This window comes from Phyllobacterium zundukense (assembly GCF_002764115.1).
GTDB lineage: Bacteria > Pseudomonadota > Alphaproteobacteria > Rhizobiales > Rhizobiaceae > Phyllobacterium > Phyllobacterium zundukense.
Genome location: NZ_CP017940.1, coordinates 86,190 through 105,400, shown reverse-complemented (window position 1 = coordinate 105,400; position 19,211 = coordinate 86,190). Strand labels below are relative to the sequence as shown.

Sequence of the window (19,211 nt, the reverse complement as noted above, 5' to 3'; positions counted from 1 at the left end):
CTCTTTTGCATTCTTGCGCCAAGCCGCGCCATCACTCAAGTCAAAAATGCGACTTTATGCAATTTTATGCAGCAATATGCTTGACTAATGCGCACATTACCGCATACTCCCGTTCCGGTGACATTTCACCTTACTCTGGGAGGAGAGGACTATGTCTGACAAGAAATCCGATACGATTCTGAATAATTTACCGAAATCTGCATCGAAGCTTTTGACCGTTGAAACTGGCAGACGTCAATTCCTGCTTGGCGCGGGGGCATCCGCCGGTGCCCTGGCGTTCGGGCTCCCCCGGCCCGCTCGTGCACAAAGCCGCACGGAGATCACCTTTGCCAGTGCAAAATTCTTCGGCAAAGAAACCATTTCCGATGTGGTGAATGCCTATAATGAGGCGCAGAGCAAGGTTCATGTCACCTATGTCGAGCTGCCACCGCCAAGTGCATCTACCGAAGTGCACCAGGCCCTGGTGCAGCAGCTTGCCCGCCGCACAGGTACACCGGACGTCTTTACGCAGGACGTGGTCTGGATTGCCGAATTTGCCGGTGCCGGCTGGGCACTGCCGCTCGACCAATACTTTAATGCAGACACACAGAAACAATATTTCCCCGGCACGATCGCTGCCTGCACCTATGGCGGCAAACTGACTGCTTTGCCCTGGTTCGTCGATTCCGGCATGTTGTTCTATCGCAAGGATCTGCTTGAGGGCGCCGGTGCGAAAGTACCGGAAACCTGGGACGAGCTTGCAACGGCAGCTGCCGAGATCCAGAAGTCAGGCAAAGCCAAGTTCGGCTATCTCTGGCAGGGCAAGCAGGCTGAAGTTCTCGTTTGCGATGCCGTCGAGGTGATCGCGTCCAATGGTGGATCGATTCTCTCGCCAGATGGAAAAACTGGCATTCTAAACGATGCAAAGTCCATCGAGGCCATTCAATTCCTCTACGACACGATCAACAAGACCAAAATCAGCCCGGCGGACGTTCTCAGCTGGGACGAGGAGCCTTCTCGTCGACCATTCACAGCCGGCCAGTCAGCGTTCCTGCGTAACTGGTCCTATGTTTACGGAATCGCGCAGGACAAGAAGGAATCCCAGGTCGTCGACAAGGTAGGTGTCGCTCCCCTGCCGCACTTCGCAGGCGGGAAGAGCTCGGCCTGCCTCGGCGGTTATCAATATGGTGTCAATGCAGCGACCAAGAACCCCGAAGCTGCCATCGACTTCCTGACCTGGATGTCTTCGGCTGAAACACAGTTGCGCTACGCCCTTCAACTCGGCATCGCCCCAACCCGCCCCGACGTCTATGAAGATGCGAAGCTCGGAGCGGAACAGCCCTTCATGAAGCAGCTGAAAAGCGTCTTCACTGGAGCAACGCCACGGCCCGTTACACCAACTTATGCCCAGGTGACACTTGCCATCCAGTCCGGCGTATCGCGCGCCCTCGTCACCGGTAAGGTCAAGGAAGAACTCGACGCAGCCAATGATCGCATAACCAAGATCGTAGGATGAACACGCGCAGCATCTCCCCCGCAGCCGGCCCCCTTACCGGGGCCGGCTTGTGGCCAGCATCATGGACGCCGATCCTGCTTCTGGTACCGGTGTTCGTCGCCTTGGCGACCGTGTCGGTCTATCCGATCATCAACGGGTTCTGGCTCTCGTTCACCAACACATCCCTGGCTTTGCAGCAATCGGATTTCGTCGGCTTCGAGAATTACGTGTCGATGTGGGGCGATCCTCTATTCTGGAACGCATGGTATCACACGGTCTATTTCACACTCGTTTCTACCCTGCTGGAAACCATTCTCGGCCTTGGCATGGCACTCTTGCTATACGAACCCTTCACGGGCCGCTCGATCGTACGCGCAGCCATGCTTGTTCCCTGGGCGATGCCCACAGTCGTGACATCCAAGATGTTCGGCTGGCTCTTTGACGGCCAGCACGGCCTGATCAACTATCTCCTCCGCTCCGTTGGGCTGATCAGCGAGAACGTCAACTGGTACGGCTCCGTCGACAATGCACTTGGCACGATCATTTTCGCCGACGTGTGGAAAACAGCGCCCTTCATGGCACTCCTCATTCTGGCTGGCCTCCAGACCGTTCCGAAATCGCTGATCGAGGCGGCACATATGGATGGCACCAATGCCTGGCAAACGTTCTGGCATATTCGTCTGCCACTCTTGCTGCCGACCATGCTCATCGCAGGTCTCTTCCGTGCGCTCGATGCCTTCCGTGTCTTCGACCTGGTCTATGTGCTGACAGGCGGCGGTCCTGGGGATTCCACCGAAGTCCTGTCCACACTCAGCTACAAAACCATGTTTTCGACGCTGCAATTCGGCTACGGCTCGGCACTGTCGACGGCCATGTTCATTACGGAAGCGCTTCTCGCCCTCGGCTTCGGATTTTTCATTGTACGTCAGATGCGGAGGCAGGGATGATGCGCAGCGAGACCTTCCGCAAATTGTTTGTCTATGCTGGCGCAATCCTGATCGTCGTCTGGTCGGGAGGGCCCTTCATCTGGCAATTCCTGACGTCATTGCAGCAGGATGCCGCGTTGACGGCAGAAACGCCTTCCTTCTGGCCTTCACCGCTGACCTTCGAGCATTATTACAATGTGTTCTTCGTCAAGCAGTTCCAGTACTATATTCTGAACTCGATCATCGTGGCCGGGCTCACCACGCTGCTTTGCTTGGTAGTTGGTGCGCTTGCTGCTTTCTCCTTGTCACGGCTCGAGGTCAAGAACCGCTTCGGCATTCTTGGACTCATCCTCTCCGTCTCGATGTTCCCGCAAATCGCAATCGTCGGTCCCCTCTATCTGATCGCGTCCAATCTTGGGCTGCTCGATACCTATCTTGGTCTCATCATTACCTATCTGGCGCTTGGTCTGCCCCTGGTGACCTGGGTGCTGTTTGGCTACTTCGAAACCTTGCCGCGCGAGATCGACGAGGCAGCGCGCATGGATGGCGTCGGGCCAATCGGGCTGCTGGTACGCATCATCCTGCCCATGTCCCTGCCAAGCCTTGTAACCACTGGGCTGCTCGCCTTCATCGCTGCCTGGAACGAGTTCATGTTCGCGCTCGCCTTCACCTCGACTATTGATCATCAGACGATCCCGGTCGGCATCGCGAATTTCACCAATCTCTACTACCAGCCGTGGGGCGATATTTCCGCGGCATCGGTTGTGGTCACCGTGCCCCTGGTCGCGCTGGTTCTGATTTTCCAGCGTCACATCATCGAAGGGCTTACGCAAGGAGCAGTCAAGGAATGAATGGCGTGTCGTCAATCCAGAACAAAACGTTGAAGGTTGGCTGCCAGACCTTCACCTGGGAAATGCTGGGCAACAAATGGAGCGGCGGTCCCGACGATCTTCTCCACGCCATCGCAGGTGCAGGCTATGCAGGCATTGAGATAACCGACACGATGATTGGTGATTATTTCGGCAAGCCAGCCGCCTTTGCGAGCGCGCTCAAATCTCACGGCCTGACCCTTGTTGCCTATGCATGCGGCAGCGACAGCGGCTTCACCGAGCCGTCGGCGCTTGCCGACGATCTGGCTTCCGTCGACAGAGCATTGGAATTCGTTGTCCAATTCCCTGGAGCACTGCTCTCCTATGGCAGCGCGACGATCATGAATCCCGGTCCGATCGATGACAAATTCAAGGTCGCAGCGGAGTTCTACAATAGTGCGGGCGAACGTGGAAAACGTGCTGGCGTCGAGGTGGCCCTTCATCCGAGTTCCCACCACAATACACTTCTTGGAACGCGCGCCGATTATGATCGCATCATGGCTCTGACCGACCCGGCGCTCATCGGATGGGTTCCGGACACGGGCCACATCCTGCGCGGAAGGATGGATATTCTCGATACCATCCGCACCTATCTCGGCCGCGTCCGCTACCTGCATCTGAAAGATGTCGATACCAGCGGTAAATGGGCGATGCTCGGTGAAGGCGTTTGCGACACCCGAGCTATTGTCGATCTCGTCGCCGGTGCCCCCAACTTCAACGGCTGGCTAGTGCTTGAAGAGGAATCCGATACGGCAGCGGCTGATCCCGCCGCAGGCGTCCGCCGCAACCGTGAAACCATGCGTCGCCTGGTCGCCTAAGAGTAGAGGTTTGTGAAATGTTGACAAAGCAAGAACGCCGGCTGCGGATTGGTGTCCTCGGCGCCGGGCCCATAGCCCAGTTCGCCCATCTGGAATCCTGCGTGAAAGCACGCAACGCCGATCTTTACGCAATCTGCGATGCTGCTCCCGATCTTCTGGCGCGTATGGCTGCGACATACGAGCCTGAGCGCACCTTTGACGACTTTGCGGCAATGCTGGCCGATCCGGATGTGGAAGCCGTGATCGTTGCCACTTCCGATCCCTTCCATGTACCGATGTCGATCAAGGCCCTCGAAGCTGGCAAGCACGTACTCTGCGAAAAGCCGCTCGGCGTCAGCGTCGAGGAGGTGGAGGAACTGCGTGACGTTGTCAAACGCACGGGCCGTATTCTGCAGGTCGGGCACATGAAGCGTTTCGACCCGGGGCTCGAGGCCGCACATGATTTCATCCAGAACGAGATGGGCCAGCTTCTCGCCTTGAAAGCCTGGTACTGCGACAGCACTCATCGCTACACGATGACAGACGCAGTGCAACCGCTGCCTGTCACCAGCAATCGGCAGCGCAAGCCCCATGGCAATCCAAAGGCCGATCTCAGGCGTTACTATATGCTCGCCCACGGCAGTCATCTCGTCGATACAGCCCGTTTTCTTTGCGGGGAAATTGTTGAGGTCCGCGCGAGATTGCTCGAACGTTTCGGAGCCTATTGCTGGTTTGTCGAGACCGAATTTGCCGACGGCACACTTGGCCATCTCGACCTGACTGTGGCCGTGCGCATGGATTGGCACGAAGGGTTTCAGCTCTACGGCGAAAACGGCAGTGTTTTGGCCAAGACCTATAATCCCTGGTACTACAAATCGAGCGATGTCGAGATATTTTCGGAGAAAGACGCGACATATCACCGGCCGCTCGGCGCGGATGGACATTTCTTCCGGCGCCAGGTCGAGGGTTTTGCCGAAGCCGTTTTGACCGGCAAACCAATGCGCGGAGCTGACATTGAGGATGGCCTTGCCTCTGTGCGCGCCATGGCCGCAATTGCCGAATCCGCTCGAACGGGCAAGGCTGTCAGTGTTGCCAGCATGACCGGAGCCGTCTGATGCAGGTGGGCATTTTCGCCAAGACCTTCCCGGGTACGGAACCTCTATCTGTACTGAACGCAGTGCGCTCGGCAGGGTACGATTGTGCGCAGTTCAACATGGCCTGCTGCGGCTTGCCCGCAATGCCCGATGCGATCGCCAACGAGACAATCATGGCAATAGAGGAGGCGGTAAAGACGTCAGGGGTCAAGCTCGTGGCGCTCTCCGGGACCTACAACATGATCCATCCGGACAAAACCGTACGGAACGAGGGACTACGCCGCTTGCAGGTGCTGCTCGAAGCTGCGCGCAAGCTCAATATCCCGCTGGTGACGCTTTGCACCGGTACGCGCGATGCCGAGGATCAGTGGAGACACCACCCCGATAACGCCGCGCCGGAAGCCTGGTCGGATCTCATCAGCGAGATGGAAAGCGCCGTCCGCATGGCCGATTTGCTGGGTGTCGATCTGGGCATCGAACCCGAACAGGCGAATGTCGTTACGTCGTCAGAGGATGCAAAGAAATTGATCGACGCGATCGGGTCAAAGCGTATTCGCATCGTCCTCGACCCGGCCAATCTGTTCGAAGTTGCGGATCGTCTGCAAGCACAACGGATTATCGCCGAGGCGATCGATGTCCTCGGTCCAGCCATCGCCATGGCACATGCGAAGGATCGTCATCCGGATGGAAGTTTTGCGACGGCCGGCACCGGCGTGGTCGATTTTGCTGATTTCGTCGCGCGCCTGAAAGCCGCAGACTTCAAAGGCGCGGTGGTAACCCACGGTCTGTCAGCGAATGAAGCTCCGGGCGTTGCCGCCTACCTCCATGGGCTGACCGGTCGATGAGCACGACAACCTTGATCCGCGACGACGTCAAACTCAACCTCCTCGATAGTGGCAGCGGCTTTCCGGTGGTCTTTCAGCATGGGCTTGGCGGCGATGAGGCGCAAGTTGCCGGAAATTTTCCTGATGGCCCCGCCTATCGCCGCCTTACGCTCGAATGCCGTGCCCAAGGCATGTCGGAGCCCGGCAATGCGCGGCCATTTTCAATCTCGATGTTCGCAGCTGATATCCTTGCTGCCTGCGATGCGCGGGGCATCAACCGCTTTGTTGCGGGCGGCATTTCGATGGGTGCGGCGATTGCCCTGCATCTTGCGGTTTACCATCCCGAGCGGATCGTCGGGTTGGTGCTGGCCCGGCCTGCATGGCTTTTCGACCCCGCACCAACCAACATGCGCCCGTTCTCGGAGGTTGCAGCCGTGCTGAAAACCGCGTCGTCTGACATGGCGCGTGAGGATTTCGCGGAGTCGGCGACGGCGCGCGATCTCGCGTTGGTAGCGCCCGATAACCTTGCATCTCTGCTGAAATTCTTTGATCGTTCCGACCCTGCCATAACCTCTGACCTTCTTGGCGGCATCGCCAATGATGGCCCAAACGTAGCACGCCATCAGGCTGCTGCGATCAATATCCCAGCTTTGGTTATCGGTCATGAGATCGACTACGTTCATCCCATCGCTTACGCGCGGGAGCTGGCATCTCTCATTCCAGGTGCGAAGTTCGTTGAAATAGCACCAAAAGCCACGCAGAAGCCCCTGCATGTCGCCCAGTTTCGCCACGCGCTCGACACTTTCCTGCAACATATTCTTGCATCCGAGGAGCATCCTTCATGACCGCGAAAACCGCCCCTGCACGCGACTGGCTGAAGGCCTTGCCGCGCGACCGCCTGCTTGGCGAATTCTCCCTGTGGTCAGCCGATCTTGCCAATCTCGAACGGGATGTCGCGCGCACGGAACCCTTCGTTGACCTCTATCATATCGACGTTGCCGACGGGCGCTTTGCACCCTCCTTCCTGTTCTTTGCAGATCAGGTGGCGCGCATCCGCGCCTTGACGACGAAGCCACTGCATGTCCATCTCATGGTCGAAGGCGACATCGTGCTTGAACAGATCCGCCAGTTCGCGGAAGCTGGAGCTGATCTCATCACCGTTCACGCCGAGAACGGCACGGTAACCGGCGAGGCATTGGCGCTGATCAAGCAGCTTGGCGTCGAGGCCGGCATCGTCCTGCGGCTGGAAACACCGGTCGAAGCGCTCAAGCCCTGGCTTAACGATGTTGCCTTTATCACCTTGCTTGGTACAGCGATCGGCGTCAAAGGACAGGGGCTGTCCGATGAGGCCTGCCCGCGTCTCCTGGCCGCACGCAGATTATTACAGGATGCCGGCCGCGAGGATGTTCGTCTTGCAGCTGACGGTGGCATTCGCGAGACGACGGTACCAAAGCTGCGGGCTGCTGGCGCGGAAACAGTCGTGCTGGGCTCGTTGGCTTTTGGCGATCCGGACCTCAAGGCTCGCACGGGCTGGCTGCATGGGCTGCCAGTTGCAGAGGCGGCACAGTAAATGCACTGCGCGCTCGCCATTGATTTGGGTGGAACGGAGCTGCGTGCAGCTATCGTCGACAGAAATGGCCAGTTGATCGCCTTCGCGGCGACACCTACTGATGCGAGAGGCGGCCCGAACGCTGTCATCGCACAAATCGTCTCATTGGTCGACCAAGTGCGGGTGGAAGCGGGTTCCTGCTCAATTATGGGCTTGGGGATTGGTTCAGCTGGCCCGCTTGATCCGTTAACGGGTACGGTCATTGCACCGCCCACATTGCATGGCTGGCGTGACGTACCTCTGGCGGCAATTCTGCGCGATCGGCTGGCAATGCCGGTGCTCCTGGAGAACGACGCGAATACGGCGGCGCTCGGCGAATGGCGTTTCGGTGCGGGGCGCGGCACACAATCGATGGCCTTTGTGACCGTTTCGACCGGCATCGGCGGTGGCATCATTGCGGATGGCAAGTTGCTGCACGGCCGCCGAGGCCTCGCTGCCGAAATCGGCCACATGACAATTGCGGCTGATAGCGATGAGCTCTGTGCCTGCGGCGCACGCGGCTGCTGGGAAGCAATGGCCTCCGGCACGGCGCTATCGCGCGACGCAACTCGATTGGCTGCATCCGGCGAGGCGTCCCTGCTCAAGAAACTGGCGGGTTCCGGGCCGGTTACGGGGCATCATATTGCCCAGGCCGCGCATGAAAGTGACAAGATTGCGTTGTCGCTCCTTGCCGATGAGGCGCGATGGTTGGGGATCGGTCTTGCCAACCTTCTGCATCTCTATTCACCGGAACGGCTCATCATTGGCGGCGGTGTCGGCAACCTGCTTGAGCTGATGCACGAAGGTATTGAGCGTGTCATCAACGAACGCGCGATGTCGGCTTATCGGGATGTTCCAGTCATTGCGGCCGAACTCGGACGCAATGCCGGTCTCATTGGCGCGGCAAGCATGATCTTCAACGGGCAGCACAAGCCCGAACCAGAAGCGATTCAATAGGAGGGAACCATGGCAACGCTGACACTGAACGACATCAAGAAGACCTACGGTACGGTTCAGGTGATAAAGGGCGTTGACCTCGAGGTTGCAGACCGTGAATTCGTCGTTTTTGTCGGCCCGTCCGGTTGCGGCAAGTCGACGTTGTTACGCATGATTGCTGGGCTCGAGAAGATTTCTGACGGTGAACTTCTGATCGATGGCATTCGCGCCAATGAGGTTGGCCCCGCCGATCGCGGCTTGGCCATGGTGTTCCAGTCCTATGCGCTCTATCCCCACATGACGATTGCGGAAAACATGGGCTTTGCATTGAAGATCGCCGGCACACCGAAAGCAGAACGCGAGGCAAAGGTGAAGGCTGCGGCGGAAGTGCTGCAATTGGGCCCACTGCTGCAGCGTCATCCGAAGGAGCTTTCCGGTGGCCAGCGGCAGCGTGTTGCCATTGGCCGGGCAATTGTCCGCAATCCCAAGGTGTTTCTGTTCGATGAGCCGCTGTCGAATCTTGATGCCGCTTTGCGCGTCCAGATGCGTATCGAACTGATGCGCCTGCACAAGAGTCTTGATGCCACGATGATTTATGTCACGCATGACCAGGTCGAAGCCATGACGATGGCGGACAAGATCGTAGTCCTCAACGCGGGCGAAATCGAACAGGTCGGATCGCCGCTCGACCTCTATCATCATCCCAGGAATCTCTTCGTCGCTGGATTCATCGGGTCGCCCAAAATGAACTTCCTGAAAGCCGAGATAGCTCAATTTGACCCCAGGGGCGTCACACTGACTTTGCCCGATCGCGCCCCGCTCAACGTCCCGGTGGAGCCACGCGGGGTAACCCCAGGAGCCGAGGTCACCATCGGCATCAGGCCTGAGCATCTGCGAATCGATCCGAAGGGCGAGCTACACGGGCAAACATTGATTGCTGAGCGGCTTGGTGGACTTACCGTTCTGCACGTCGATGTTGGGGGGACTATGATCCTGGTCCAGACCGAAGGTGACAATCCAATCCAGCCTGGAGAAGCAGTGCGCCTGTCCTTTGAATCCGATTCTGTGCATGTCTTTGATGCGAACGGAAATGCGCTGCCCCATCTCGCCAGGCACCCACTCCTGGCCGAAAAATTAAGGGTGTCTTAGGACATTGTTCGACCAATTGGGGTAAAGTTGCGTAGTGGGATCAGCCTTCGCAAATCAGTATCTGGACTCCCGCCTGATCGAGAGCCTCCGCTATTTCCTCTGGCGGTTTCGCATCGGTGACGACGTATTGAATACGATGAAGCGGCGCAATATTGGCAAATGCCGTGACGTTGAATTTACTGCTATCAACGAGCACGATGGTTCGCTTCGCGACATCGATCATACCTGCAGTCGCCGTAGCTTCCTCAAGGCGTCCCATTGAAATGCCGGACGGCGAGATTCCGGTAACCCCAATGACCGCCGAGTCTGCGCTGATACCCGAGACTGAGGGAAATCCGATCGTCCCTATCGTGACCTGCGAGACGGACCAATAGGTGCCGCCGATAATATGGATTGAGCTGACAGATGGTTCAGGTGTGATCGGTGGCAAGCGCAGATTGTTCGTCACGACCGTCAGATTGCGCCGCTCCGTCAGCGCGGCGGCAAAATAACACGTCGTTGAGCCGCCATTGATAATAAGAGTTTCGCTGTCACGCACCAGATTTGCCGCAGCCTGTCCGATACGGCGTTTCGCGTCGACATGCTCGTCCATTCGCAGGCCGAACGTTGTATCCACCCGGACAAGCTTGGCGTTGTGAACAGCGCCGCCGTGCGTGCGGACCAGAAGGCCACGTTGTTCGAGCAAATCCAGATCCCGGCGGATTGTGTCGCGCGATACATCGAACAGCACCACGAGTTCGGCAACCGTGACTTGCCCATGTTCCTGAAGGAGTTCGATCAAGCGGTTCTGACGCATGGCAGGCAATGCGTTGCTGTTCGTCTCGGAAACGCCTTGGGAAGGGTTGCGGGAATCATTGTATGCCATGGCGAATAGTTTACAGCTTTGGCCCGACAACGCCACCCAGCAGTCATTTCCGCTCGCTGTTTTCCGTTATGATCTCAGAAGCGCGACGCGGTGCTGTTCCGCCACAATTCAGAATCTGTATTGACGAGCTTACGTGCGGGAATTCGGCATTCTAATGCGTGGCTTCGGCATAGATATCAAGAACACGTGTGATGCTGGCGATCAGAAGGTTATGCGCTGAGGTCTTGAACGAACCGTCAGCAACAGTGGAATCCAGGTGGCCCAGATATTGGCTGATCAAAGGACGGGGGATGTCTACGCCCTCCAGAGCCGTCATCAGCGCACTGGTAGCATCCTGCGCGATATGCGACGGCCAATAGTAACGGATGCGATCGCTGAAGGAAAAATGGCGTTGGATCCTCTGTTCGGCCACTGATCCCGGATAGTAATTCTGCCAGTTGCCGGGCAGTGCCAGCATCGCCCGCTCCATCGCCGATGGCAGGCTTTCGCGTGCTGGATCGGGCACGAGTATATCGGCGATATGACTGAGGCCGTAAAGCGCTTCGCGCAGCGCAAACGTCAGCCACGGACCGACTTTAAGGATCGCAAACCCATCCCCGACAAGCGCTTTCAAAGCCTCAACTGACTGGTAGTCAGTTGAGTGGGCCTCGAACACGAATTGAGGCATATCATCAAGTGCAGCGACGAGTTCTCTGGCATTTTCGGGTTTATACGCGACGACATCGGCATTGCCAAATTCTACACCCGGCTGGACCACGACACCTATTGCGCGCGAAAAGGCCTCGTTCAAACCCAGCTTTGCAAAGGCGGCGCGATGAATATCGACGGTTTTGAGGGCACTCTCGGGCGTCGTTACGTGAAGATGGTCGAGCGCTTCAAGAGCACCGCCGGGAATCGGAACCTCTGTTCCTATGATGTAGACAGGTTTCTCGCCACCTGTCCGCTCGACCGCAACTTCAGCGATGCGTGCCAGATCGGCCGCACGTGACGCGATTATTTGATCGGCAAGACCTGCAAGCTCGCCCGCACAGGCCATACTGGTATCCAGGTGAATCTTGGTGAAGCCCGCGGACGCGAAGGCGTCCATCATCACCGATGCTTTTCGCATCGCTTCATCCGGAGCAAGATGTTTCCAGGGATTAGGCCCAAGATGGTCACCACCGAGAATGAGGCGATCGACCGGGAAGCCCACCTTTTCGGCAATGTCCTCCACAAAGTGTCGAAAACCAGTGGGGGTCATTCCCGTATAGCCACCGTCCTGATTAACCTGATTGCAGGTCGCTTCGATGAGAACGTCCCTATTGTGGGTCTTGCCGTGCAGTAAAGCCGCCTCGATAACCAATGGATGCGCCGAGCAGATCGACGTGATGCCACATCGTTTCCCAGCATGCCGCCGTGCCGGTATGCGCAACATGTTTTCCAGCGCGGCGCTCATGGCTCTGTCCTCCGTGCCGCGGTTTTGATAAAGGTCTCGACGCCTGCAAGAGGAAAAATACCTTCCATCGGCCCCTTGCACGTAACGGCCAATGCTCCGCAAGCCGTCGCAATTTGCAACGCCTCTTCCGTCGCCGCACCACGCAACCAGAACGAAACAAAACCTGCACCGAAGCAGTCCCCCGCGCCGGTCGGATCGATTTCTGTAACGGCAAACCCAGGCGAAACGAGACGTCGGGCTTTGTCATAATAGACCGCGCCCTCCGCACCTTTCTTGATGACAACCGCCGACGGTCCGCGATCCAGCATCTCCTTGACGGCAGACGCCTCGTCGCTCGCGCCAGTAAAGATAAACAACTCTTCCCCGCTCGGCAGGAAGACGTCAGTCAGCGCCAGGACATGATCGAGCGCTGCCCGCATGCCGGGCAGATTGATCATTTCCTTTCGGATATTGGGATCAAAGGAAACAGTGCCGCCCTTCGCCTTTACCGCGTCAATCCCAGCTCGTACGGCGGCAATGGCACCCTCGGAAAACAGCGAGGAACCCATGACGTGAAAATGGTCGGCTCCAGCAAGCAGCATCTTCGCGGATGGACCCACCTCGATCAATCCGGCGGCGCTGTTCTTGATATTATAGACGAAATGACGACTGGAATCGACGTTGTAGGTGACGAAAGCCGTACCGGTAGCGCATCCGGGGTGAACTGCGATCGCTGAGACGTCCACGCCGCAGCTCAGGAGTCGGTTGATGTTCAACTGGCCGAAATCATCGTCACCCACCGCGCTGATAAGACCGGCCGGCTGGCCAAGCCGCGCTGCCTGCGCGATGAATATCGCTGGCGCTCCTGACGGGAAAGGCCCGATCAATGGCCCTGGCTCAAAAAAGCTCTGCCCAATGCGCTCCGCCATGATCTCGACAACGATTTCTCCGGCACTCAGAACTTTTTTCATGGACTCCGGATCTTCTCCCTATAGCCGGTTTCTCGACTCTTCCCGAGAACGTGCCCGCCAGATCTCAAGAAGTTTATGCCTATGCTCCATCTTTTATCGCGTCAATAAAGAAATTAGCGCGCGGAATTTTCCATCGGCTTGCCGCGCATGATCAAGCCCACGAACTGCGGACCCCCCATCAAATTTGCGGCGTGAGAAGACCACTCTGCTCGTCGATTGGCTCAGCGTCGTTGGCCGTATGAGTGGCGTGTGTCAATTTGCATTCTGGATTAAGACGCTGTTTCGCGATCAGGGCACCACTACTACATAACATGAGCCTTCAGCAGCGCCTTGCGCCCCTCACTGTATGAGCAGACGAGCGCACCGAAGACGGCAGCAACGGTCACGGAATAAGGCAGCATTGGTGCCTAATAGGCAGATGTTTCGCCGTTGGCGTCCTGCAGGTCGAACAGTCGCGAGAGCTCCAATTCGACTGCGGTGAAGAAGGCCCCGACCTGCTCATCCTGCTCGTCTTCCGGAACGCCGATCTTGGCCAAGTGCCGGAACAGCCCATCTGCAACCTGGTTTCGGTAGGCTTCTGCTTGCCGGTCTGTCGCCTTGTCCATGATCTTTGCCGCCACGTCGCGGACCTTTGTTACTCGTCGTGTCAGAGGAAATGGAATGACTTGGCATGGCATTGAGGATTCGGCTTCGAACATGCTCATTTTTCTTCCCGGTCCGGCAAGACTTTGCCTGGCAATTGATTCGCCTGACGATAGCGGAAATTATCCTAACAATTTGTTTCGACAGGCCTTTGGCCGGGTTCGCAATTTCGCTACGGCACAGTTACGTAACGAATTCCGCATCGCAAGCTGGCAAACAGATTGTGCGTAACGAGACCATAATGTTGCCGGTTACGGCATGCACGCTTATCAAGTTGGGGTAAAGTGATTCGCATTCGTTACGGCGCAGACAAGCAGACATGGCACTCAGCAATGCAGAGAGGCAGAGGCGGCACCGCGAACGGCAGAAGCAAAAACTCGCCGCTGCTGCGCCCGACCTTGCCGCGCAATATGAAAATGTAGGTGCTGACCTGCGTGAGAAACTCTACACTCTCATCGAGGCGGAAAATGCCCGCCGCGGGCGTTACGTAACTGGACGACCCGTAGAACAGACGGACTTCCGCCGCGTCATTCTCGACATTGCCCTTAATGAAAATCGCTCAGGCATCGCCGACGCGGCACGCATGGTCCTGTTGCAGGCGCTGTGCATGGGCGAAAGTTCGGAGAAGGAAATTCTTGAAGCACGCCGGCACAAGGAAGCCCTGGCCGCCAGGAAAACTGAAAATCGCGAAGTAAAGGAACAGGTGACACCCCTCGTCCATTATGTGCGTGTTCCAAATTTCGGCTGATGCCTTGTTTTACTTCTGTTCCCGTCTTCTGTTAGCCTGATGAGACACAACACTCTCAAACGCTGCAACAACCATGAGGACAAACCCCATGACGCATCCGGCCTTTTCACGATCCAATGTGGCAGTCGTCACCGGGGGTGCATCCGGTATTGGCCTTGCCGCGGCCAAGCGTTTCGCCGCCATGGGGTTGAAGGTTGCCATGGCTGATCTCGCCGGCGAAAAACTCGAAAAAGCCCATGGCCTGGTCGCTAAGCACACCAAACCGGAAAGCGTCATCGCCATCGCGACAGATGTAACCAGCGTCGATAATTTGCAGCACCTGCGACAAACGGTCGAGAAAGAATTCGGCGGCGTCGATATTCTGATGAACAATGCCGGCATTCAGCCCGGCAGCGGCATATTCAACACAGACAATTGGGATCGTATCATCGCGGTCAACTTGTTCGGTATCATTCGCGGCTGCCAGGTCTTCGGCCCGAGGATGGTCCTTCGGAAAAAGCCGGGCCTCATCATCAACACCGGTTCAAAACAGGGCATCACCACGCCGCCCGGCGATCCCGCCTATAATGTCTCGAAATCCGGGGTGAAAACCTTCACCGAGGCGTTGCAACATGAGTTACGTAACACCAAGGATTGTCAGGTAACGGCTCACCTGTTCATTCCGGGCTTTGTCTACACGCCACTGACTGCTGGCGTTCGCACCGAAAAGCCTGCTGGCGCCTGGACGCCTGAACAAACCGTCGATTTCATGCTGGACCGTGTGTCAGCTGACGATTTCTACATTCTCTGCCCGGACAATGATGTGGTCCGCAGTCTGGACGAACGGCGTATCCTCTGGTCGGCCAATGACATCATCCAGAACCGCCCGCCTTTGTCGCGCTGGCACCCCGATTATGAAAGCGAATTTGCCGCTTTCTTGAAAAAGGATTTGTGAGAGGCGACCCCTGGATCTGGATCGGAGCTCGGAGGATTGATGTCGTAAGCAAACCTTGCGCCTTGAAGTGGCGGATGGTCCGGTTCTATGTTGAGGCATCGTTCCGTTGAACAATGTGGATTCACCATGACCTCATCACCCAAAATCCCCTCCGTTGATCCCGTCAAGCTCGATCGCCTTGCGGAAGTCGCCGTCAAGATCGGCCTGCAGCTGCAGCCCGGCCAGGATCTTCTGATCACCGCCCCGCTTGCGGCACTGCCGCTGGTACGCCGCATCACCGAACACGCCTACAAAGCGGGGGCAGGACTGGTGACTCCCCTTTACAGCGATGAAGAAGCAACCCTCATGCGCTACCGCAATGCGCCGGATAACAGTTTCGACCGCTCCGCCGGCTGGCTCTATGAGGGTATGGCCAAGGCTTTCTCCGCAAATACCGCGCGTCTTGCCGTTGCCGGCGATAATCCGATGCTGCTTTCCGCGGAGGATCCGGAAAAGGTTGCTCGCGCCAACAAGGCACAGTCGCGAGCCTATCAGCCAGCGCTGGAGAAGATCGCCGGTTTCGATATTAACTGGAACATTGTGTCCTATCCGAACCCATCCTGGGCAAAGCAGGTGTTCCCCGATCAGGATCCGGAGGTTGCGGTCACCATGCTGGCCGACGCGATCTTTGCCGCCTCGCGTGTCGATATTGACGATCCGGTCAGCGCCTGGCGCGACCATAATGCGTCCTTGCGCAAGCGGACGGAATTTCTGAACGCACGGACATTCTCGGCTCTGCATTTCAAGGGGCCGGGCACGGATCTTACCGTCGGCCTTGCAGATGAACATGAATGGCACGGCGGCGCTTCCGTCGCCAAGAACGGCATTACTTGCAATCCGAACATCCCTACCGAGGAAGTGTTCACAACGCCGCACGCACTTCGTGTCGATGGCCATGTGTCCAGCACCAAGCCGTTGTCACATCAGGGCACATTGATCGAGAATATCAAGGTGCGCTTCGAGGGCGGCAAGATCGTCGAGGCCAAGGCCACGCGCGGCGAAGAAGTCTTCAACAAGGTCTTGGGAACTGACGAGGGTGCGCGGCGTCTCGGAGAAGTGGCACTTGTCCCGCACTCCTCACCTATTTCAGCCTCGGGCTTGTTGTTTTTCAACACGCTGTTCGATGAAAACGCCGCCAGCCATATCGCCCTTGGCCAGTGCTATTCGAAGTGCTTCGTCAACGGCGGGGAGCTGACGCCTGAAGAGGTTGCAGCGCGCGGCGGCAACAAGAGCCTCATTCACATCGACTGGATGATTGGTTCCGGCGAAATCGACGTCGATGGTATCAACAAGGACGGTTCGTCGGTTCCGGTAATGCGCAAGGGCGAATGGGTCTGATTGTTCATTTTAGGATATAAAAAATCGCCACCGCAGGTGCGGTGGCGATTGGTTATTTCGGCCTATTTTCAGGCGACGAGACGTCCAGCTGATTCTGCCTGAGCGTAAGCCTTGCCAAAGCGATTGGCGAGGAATGCATCGAGTGCGATATCTTCCTGCTTGATGAAGCCCTGCTGTGACAGGTCGCCCTTTGCCAGCATGTCGAGCACGGCACAGATGGCCGATGCCGTGGTGATCTGGATGCCGCTATAGAGCTGCGCACCTATGTGGCCACTATAGACCTTGTTCGCATAGGTCTCCTGCAGGAGACGGCCCTTCTTGCGGCCGCTGACCGTGACGAAAATCACGACAACGTCCTGCAGGGTCGATGGCAGGGCGTTTTCCAGAATGTCCTTGAAGACGTCGCGACGGTCGCGCAGCCCAAGGTCATTAAGCAGCGCCTTCATGATGGCCGCATGGCCGGGGTAACGGATCGTACGATAGTTGAGCGTACGCACCTTGCCGAGCAAGGTTTCGCACAATGTGCCCAGACCGCCGGAGGTGTTGAATGCCTCATAGGTCACGCCGTCAAGCGAGAATTCCTCGCGTTCTTCCAGCGGCGGCACTTCCGTTAATTCGCCATCGACGATAGCTTCGCAGGGCTCGCAATATTCGTTGATGACGCCGTCCGTGCTCCAGGTCAGGTTGTAGTTGAGCGCATTGGATGGGTATTGCGGCAATGCGCCAACGCGCATGCGGACGCTTTCCAGCGTATCGAAGCGCTTGGCCAGATCATTGGCGACGATCGAGATAAAACCTGGCGCCAGACCGCACTGGGGAATGAAAGCGGTCTTTGCCGTAGCCGAAAGCTGCTTGACGATGCGCGTGCTGGCCACATCTTCCGTGAGATCGAGATAATGGACGCCTGACTTGGCGGCGGCTTCAGCAATGCGGGTGGTCAGGTGAAAAGGCGCAGCACTGAGCACGGCGAATTTGCCATCGAGAACCTGTTCCAGCGCGCCAGCTTCTGCGATTTCGATCTGCTTTGTCGCAACAACAGAAGAAATCTCAAGCGCCTCGAGCTGGCTCTGTGCCCGGTCGACAACGGTAACGTGGTAATCTCCGGTGTTCGCAAGAAGATTGGCGATCGTCCCGCCAATTTTCCCTGCCCCTACAACAACGATCTCTTTCATCTGATTCCCCTTGGAAATAAAAACTTATATGAATTTCGCAGATTGCTCGGCGAAATGAAGTATGTAAACTGACGATATGACACTCTAATTTTAAACAATATGCCGAGTTAATTTGTCATTATGCTGACAGAAGCCGATCATTCCCTGCTCTCGTTGCTGCGGGAGAACGCCAGGGCCTCGACAGCCGATCTTGCACGCAAGCTCGGTGTATCGCGTACCACTGTGCAAAGCCGCATCGAGCGACTGGAAAAGCGCGGCATGATCCGTGGATACAGTGTTCAGCTATCGCCGGAATATGAGCAAAACCTGGTCAAGGCGCATGTGCTCGTGACCGCTGTGCCCAAACTGGCGACCAAGGTTGAAGCGGCTCTGCGGAAAATCCCATGGGTGAGGACCTTGCATTCGATCAGTGGCCAATTCGATATGATCGTCATCGTCGAAGCGCCATCAATCCAGGAACTCGACAAATTGCTGGATGAGATAGGGGCCCTGGAAGGCGTCGAACGCACCATGTCGTCGATCATTCTCTCCACCCGCATCAACCGCTAAGAACACCTTCGTACATCCTTCTTGACTCTTGCCATCATAGGATTCCATAATAGAACATATCATGAACATTGAAAGGCCACCGTAGTGACAACCGTCGATCTTGCGGCGTTGAGGCGCGACATTGCGTCTCTGAGTGAGCAGAATACGCTGGCCGCGCATCGCTCCGCCTTTGACTTCGGTGACGATGCCATTGACCGCGTCTTCCGGGATGGCCTGCAGCGCGGCGCCGTACACGAAATCTTTGCGGACGAATCCGGTGATGCTGGCGCCGCAACGGGGTTTGTCATTGCTCTTGCCCTGCGCGCCTCTTCGGATCAAAGCCCAATTCTGTGGGTGGAAGAAGATTTTACAGCGCAGGAACATGGTTTCCCCTACGCACCCGGCTTGCAGAATATCGGTCTTGATCCGCAGCGCCTCATCATAGTGCGTTGCACCTCGCCGCAGGATGTTCTGAAAGCCGCCTCGGATAGCCTCGGCATTCGTGGCACGGGCGCCGTCATCATCGCGCCATGGGGCAATCCGAAGTGCCTGGATCTCACTGCCTCACGCAAATTGCTCCTGACAGCACAACAGACGGATGTGCCCGCCTTCCTTCTGAGGCTGGGCGCTAGCCCGGGTGAAAACGCGGCGGTCACTCGCTGGCTGATCCGCGCCACCTCTTCTCAATCAAGCGGGGCCAATGCACCAGGTCATCCGGTGTTTGACGTCACGCTCATTCGTAACAGGCAAGGCATGACCGGCCATTGGACCCTGCAATGGGAAAGTAATGTTCATGTTTTCAAACAGGTCGAACCGGTTTCTGGCGCTGTGGTTTCCACACCTGCCTACCGACCGCCTCAAACGCGAAAATCCTGGGCGCAGCCATACTGACCAGCACCTGAT

At 57.1% G+C, this 19,211-nt stretch carries 20 protein-coding genes; 15 read left to right on the top strand and 5 right to left on the bottom strand.

What is annotated here, in order from left to right:
• The first annotated feature begins 151 nt into the window (after nt 1-151).
• From BLM14_RS00495 to BLM14_RS00450, 10 genes are read left to right on the top strand one after another with little or no spacing between them, the layout of a single operon-like run.
• Entirely contained in the window at nt 152-1,495 is a 1,344-nt protein-coding gene (locus tag BLM14_RS00495) for an ABC transporter substrate-binding protein (protein ID WP_099997616.1), read from the top strand.
• Nucleotides 1,492-2,421: a carbohydrate ABC transporter permease gene (locus BLM14_RS00490; protein WP_099997615.1), complete on the top strand. Its 930-nt coding sequence runs from the start codon at nt 1,492-1,494 to the stop codon at nt 2,419-2,421. The genes BLM14_RS00495 and BLM14_RS00490 overlap by 4 nt, the downstream gene beginning before the upstream one ends.
• Nucleotides 2,418-3,251, top strand: coding sequence for a carbohydrate ABC transporter permease (locus tag BLM14_RS00485; RefSeq protein WP_099997614.1), 834 nt, complete (start codon nt 2,418-2,420; stop codon nt 3,249-3,251). Before BLM14_RS00490 ends, BLM14_RS00485 begins: the two co-directional genes overlap by 4 nt.
• Nucleotides 3,248-4,087, top strand: a complete 840-nt coding sequence (locus tag BLM14_RS00480; RefSeq protein ID WP_162293127.1) for a sugar phosphate isomerase/epimerase family protein — start codon at nt 3,248-3,250, stop codon at nt 4,085-4,087. Before BLM14_RS00485 ends, BLM14_RS00480 begins: the two co-directional genes overlap by 4 nt.
• Nucleotides 4,088-4,104: 17 nt before the next feature.
• The gene (locus BLM14_RS00475; RefSeq protein WP_099997613.1) at nt 4,105-5,181 is read left to right on the top strand and encodes a Gfo/Idh/MocA family protein; all 1,077 of its coding nucleotides are present in this window, start codon (nt 4,105-4,107) and stop codon (nt 5,179-5,181) included.
• A complete protein-coding gene (locus BLM14_RS00470; RefSeq protein ID WP_099997612.1) occupies nt 5,181-6,005 on the top strand; it encodes a sugar phosphate isomerase/epimerase family protein in 825 nt (274 codons plus the stop codon). Before BLM14_RS00475 ends, BLM14_RS00470 begins: the two co-directional genes overlap by 1 nt.
• Nucleotides 6,002-6,829: an alpha/beta fold hydrolase gene (locus BLM14_RS00465; RefSeq protein WP_099997611.1), complete on the top strand. Its 828-nt coding sequence runs from the start codon at nt 6,002-6,004 to the stop codon at nt 6,827-6,829. Before BLM14_RS00470 ends, BLM14_RS00465 begins: the two co-directional genes overlap by 4 nt.
• Nucleotides 6,826-7,554 carry a ribulose-phosphate 3-epimerase gene (locus tag BLM14_RS00460; RefSeq protein ID WP_099997610.1) on the top strand — a complete coding sequence of 243 codons (729 nt, stop codon included), beginning with the start codon at nt 6,826-6,828 and terminating at the stop codon, nt 7,552-7,554. Before BLM14_RS00465 ends, BLM14_RS00460 begins: the two co-directional genes overlap by 4 nt.
• Nucleotides 7,555-8,529, top strand: coding sequence for an ROK family protein (locus BLM14_RS00455; protein ID WP_099997609.1), 975 nt, complete (start codon nt 7,555-7,557; stop codon nt 8,527-8,529).
• Between the two features lie 9 nt (nt 8,530-8,538).
• A complete protein-coding gene (locus tag BLM14_RS00450) occupies nt 8,539-9,657 on the top strand; it encodes an ABC transporter ATP-binding protein (protein WP_099997608.1) in 1,119 nt (372 codons plus the stop codon).
• A 40-nt stretch (nt 9,658-9,697) separates the two neighbouring features.
• Here BLM14_RS00450 and BLM14_RS00445 read toward each other — a convergent pair whose 3' ends face one another.
• The 4 genes from BLM14_RS00445 to BLM14_RS00430 all read right to left on the bottom strand — a co-directional run bounded on the left by BLM14_RS00445 (nt 9,698) and on the right by BLM14_RS00430 (nt 13,611).
• Nucleotides 9,698-10,522, bottom strand: coding sequence for a DeoR/GlpR family DNA-binding transcription regulator (locus BLM14_RS00445; protein WP_099997607.1), 825 nt, complete (start codon nt 10,520-10,522; stop codon nt 9,698-9,700).
• Between the two features lie 151 nt (nt 10,523-10,673).
• Nucleotides 10,674-11,957: a D-tagatose-bisphosphate aldolase, class II, non-catalytic subunit gene (locus tag BLM14_RS00440; RefSeq protein WP_099997606.1), complete on the bottom strand. Its 1,284-nt coding sequence runs from the start codon at nt 11,955-11,957 to the stop codon at nt 10,674-10,676.
• Nucleotides 11,954-12,907 carry a sugar kinase gene (locus BLM14_RS00435; protein ID WP_099997605.1) on the bottom strand — a complete coding sequence of 318 codons (954 nt, stop codon included), beginning with the start codon at nt 12,905-12,907 and terminating at the stop codon, nt 11,954-11,956. Before BLM14_RS00435 ends, BLM14_RS00440 begins: the two co-directional genes overlap by 4 nt.
• 407 nt (nt 12,908-13,314) lie before the next feature.
• A complete protein-coding gene (locus BLM14_RS00430) occupies nt 13,315-13,611 on the bottom strand; it encodes a DUF6074 family protein (protein WP_099997604.1) in 297 nt (98 codons plus the stop codon).
• Nucleotides 13,612-13,868: 257 nt separating this feature from the next.
• Between BLM14_RS00430 and BLM14_RS00425 the strand changes: the two genes are divergently transcribed.
• From BLM14_RS00425 to BLM14_RS00415, 3 genes are all read left to right on the top strand, one after another.
• Complete coding sequence (locus BLM14_RS00425) at nt 13,869-14,297, top strand: hypothetical protein (protein WP_099997603.1); 429 nt, start codon at nt 13,869-13,871, stop codon at nt 14,295-14,297.
• 88 nt (nt 14,298-14,385) lie between these two features.
• On the top strand, nt 14,386-15,231 hold the full coding sequence (locus BLM14_RS00420) for an SDR family NAD(P)-dependent oxidoreductase (protein ID WP_099997602.1): 846 nt from the start codon (nt 14,386-14,388) through the stop codon (nt 15,229-15,231).
• A 126-nt stretch (nt 15,232-15,357) separates the two neighbouring features.
• Nucleotides 15,358-16,608 carry an aminopeptidase gene (locus tag BLM14_RS00415; RefSeq protein WP_099997601.1) on the top strand — a complete coding sequence of 417 codons (1,251 nt, stop codon included), beginning with the start codon at nt 15,358-15,360 and terminating at the stop codon, nt 16,606-16,608.
• Between the two features lie 68 nt (nt 16,609-16,676).
• Here the strand turns inward: BLM14_RS00415 and BLM14_RS00410 are convergent, their stop codons facing one another.
• On the bottom strand, nt 16,677-17,780 hold the full coding sequence (locus BLM14_RS00410) for a saccharopine dehydrogenase family protein (RefSeq protein ID WP_099997600.1): 1,104 nt from the start codon (nt 17,778-17,780) through the stop codon (nt 16,677-16,679).
• Between the two features lie 120 nt (nt 17,781-17,900).
• On the opposite strand from BLM14_RS00410, the gene BLM14_RS00405 reads away from it, so the two are divergent.
• Both BLM14_RS00405 and BLM14_RS00400 read left to right on the top strand, forming a co-directional pair.
• Nucleotides 17,901-18,329, top strand: coding sequence for an Lrp/AsnC family transcriptional regulator (locus BLM14_RS00405; RefSeq protein ID WP_099997599.1), 429 nt, complete (start codon nt 17,901-17,903; stop codon nt 18,327-18,329).
• An 84-nt stretch (nt 18,330-18,413) separates the two neighbouring features.
• Nucleotides 18,414-19,199 (top strand): ImuA family protein, encoded by a 786-nt coding sequence (locus BLM14_RS00400; RefSeq protein ID WP_099997598.1) that lies wholly within the window; start codon nt 18,414-18,416, stop codon nt 19,197-19,199.
• Nucleotides 19,200-19,211 lie beyond the last annotated feature (12 nt).

Bases quoted from the DNA above. Each gene is read 5' to 3' on its own strand.
- BLM14_RS00495 (WP_099997616.1), top strand. From the start codon at position 152: ATGTCTGACAAGAAATCCGATACGATTCTGAATAATTTACCGAAATCT.
- BLM14_RS00490 (WP_099997615.1), top strand. From the start codon at position 1,492: ATGAACACGCGCAGCATCTCCCCCGCAGCCGGCCCCCTTACCGGGGCC.
- BLM14_RS00485 (WP_099997614.1), top strand. From the start codon at position 2,418: ATGATGCGCAGCGAGACCTTCCGCAAATTGTTTGTCTATGCTGGCGCA.
- BLM14_RS00480 (WP_162293127.1), top strand. From the start codon at position 3,248: ATGAATGGCGTGTCGTCAATCCAGAACAAAACGTTGAAGGTTGGCTGC.
- BLM14_RS00475 (WP_099997613.1), top strand. From the start codon at position 4,105: ATGTTGACAAAGCAAGAACGCCGGCTGCGGATTGGTGTCCTCGGCGCC.
- BLM14_RS00470 (WP_099997612.1), top strand. From the start codon at position 5,181: ATGCAGGTGGGCATTTTCGCCAAGACCTTCCCGGGTACGGAACCTCTA.
- BLM14_RS00465 (WP_099997611.1), top strand. From the start codon at position 6,002: ATGAGCACGACAACCTTGATCCGCGACGACGTCAAACTCAACCTCCTC.
- BLM14_RS00460 (WP_099997610.1), top strand. From the start codon at position 6,826: ATGACCGCGAAAACCGCCCCTGCACGCGACTGGCTGAAGGCCTTGCCG.
- BLM14_RS00455 (WP_099997609.1), top strand. From the start codon at position 7,555: ATGCACTGCGCGCTCGCCATTGATTTGGGTGGAACGGAGCTGCGTGCA.
- BLM14_RS00450 (WP_099997608.1), top strand. From the start codon at position 8,539: ATGGCAACGCTGACACTGAACGACATCAAGAAGACCTACGGTACGGTT.
- BLM14_RS00445 (WP_099997607.1), bottom strand. From the start codon at position 10,522: ATGGCATACAATGATTCCCGCAACCCTTCCCAAGGCGTTTCCGAGACG.
- BLM14_RS00440 (WP_099997606.1), bottom strand. From the start codon at position 11,957: ATGAGCGCCGCGCTGGAAAACATGTTGCGCATACCGGCACGGCGGCAT.
- BLM14_RS00435 (WP_099997605.1), bottom strand. From the start codon at position 12,907: ATGAAAAAAGTTCTGAGTGCCGGAGAAATCGTTGTCGAGATCATGGCG.
- BLM14_RS00430 (WP_099997604.1), bottom strand. From the start codon at position 13,611: ATGAGCATGTTCGAAGCCGAATCCTCAATGCCATGCCAAGTCATTCCA.
- BLM14_RS00425 (WP_099997603.1), top strand. From the start codon at position 13,869: ATGGCACTCAGCAATGCAGAGAGGCAGAGGCGGCACCGCGAACGGCAG.
- BLM14_RS00420 (WP_099997602.1), top strand. From the start codon at position 14,386: ATGACGCATCCGGCCTTTTCACGATCCAATGTGGCAGTCGTCACCGGG.
- BLM14_RS00415 (WP_099997601.1), top strand. From the start codon at position 15,358: ATGACCTCATCACCCAAAATCCCCTCCGTTGATCCCGTCAAGCTCGAT.
- BLM14_RS00410 (WP_099997600.1), bottom strand. From the start codon at position 17,780: ATGAAAGAGATCGTTGTTGTAGGGGCAGGGAAAATTGGCGGGACGATC.
- BLM14_RS00405 (WP_099997599.1), top strand. From the start codon at position 17,901: ATGCTGACAGAAGCCGATCATTCCCTGCTCTCGTTGCTGCGGGAGAAC.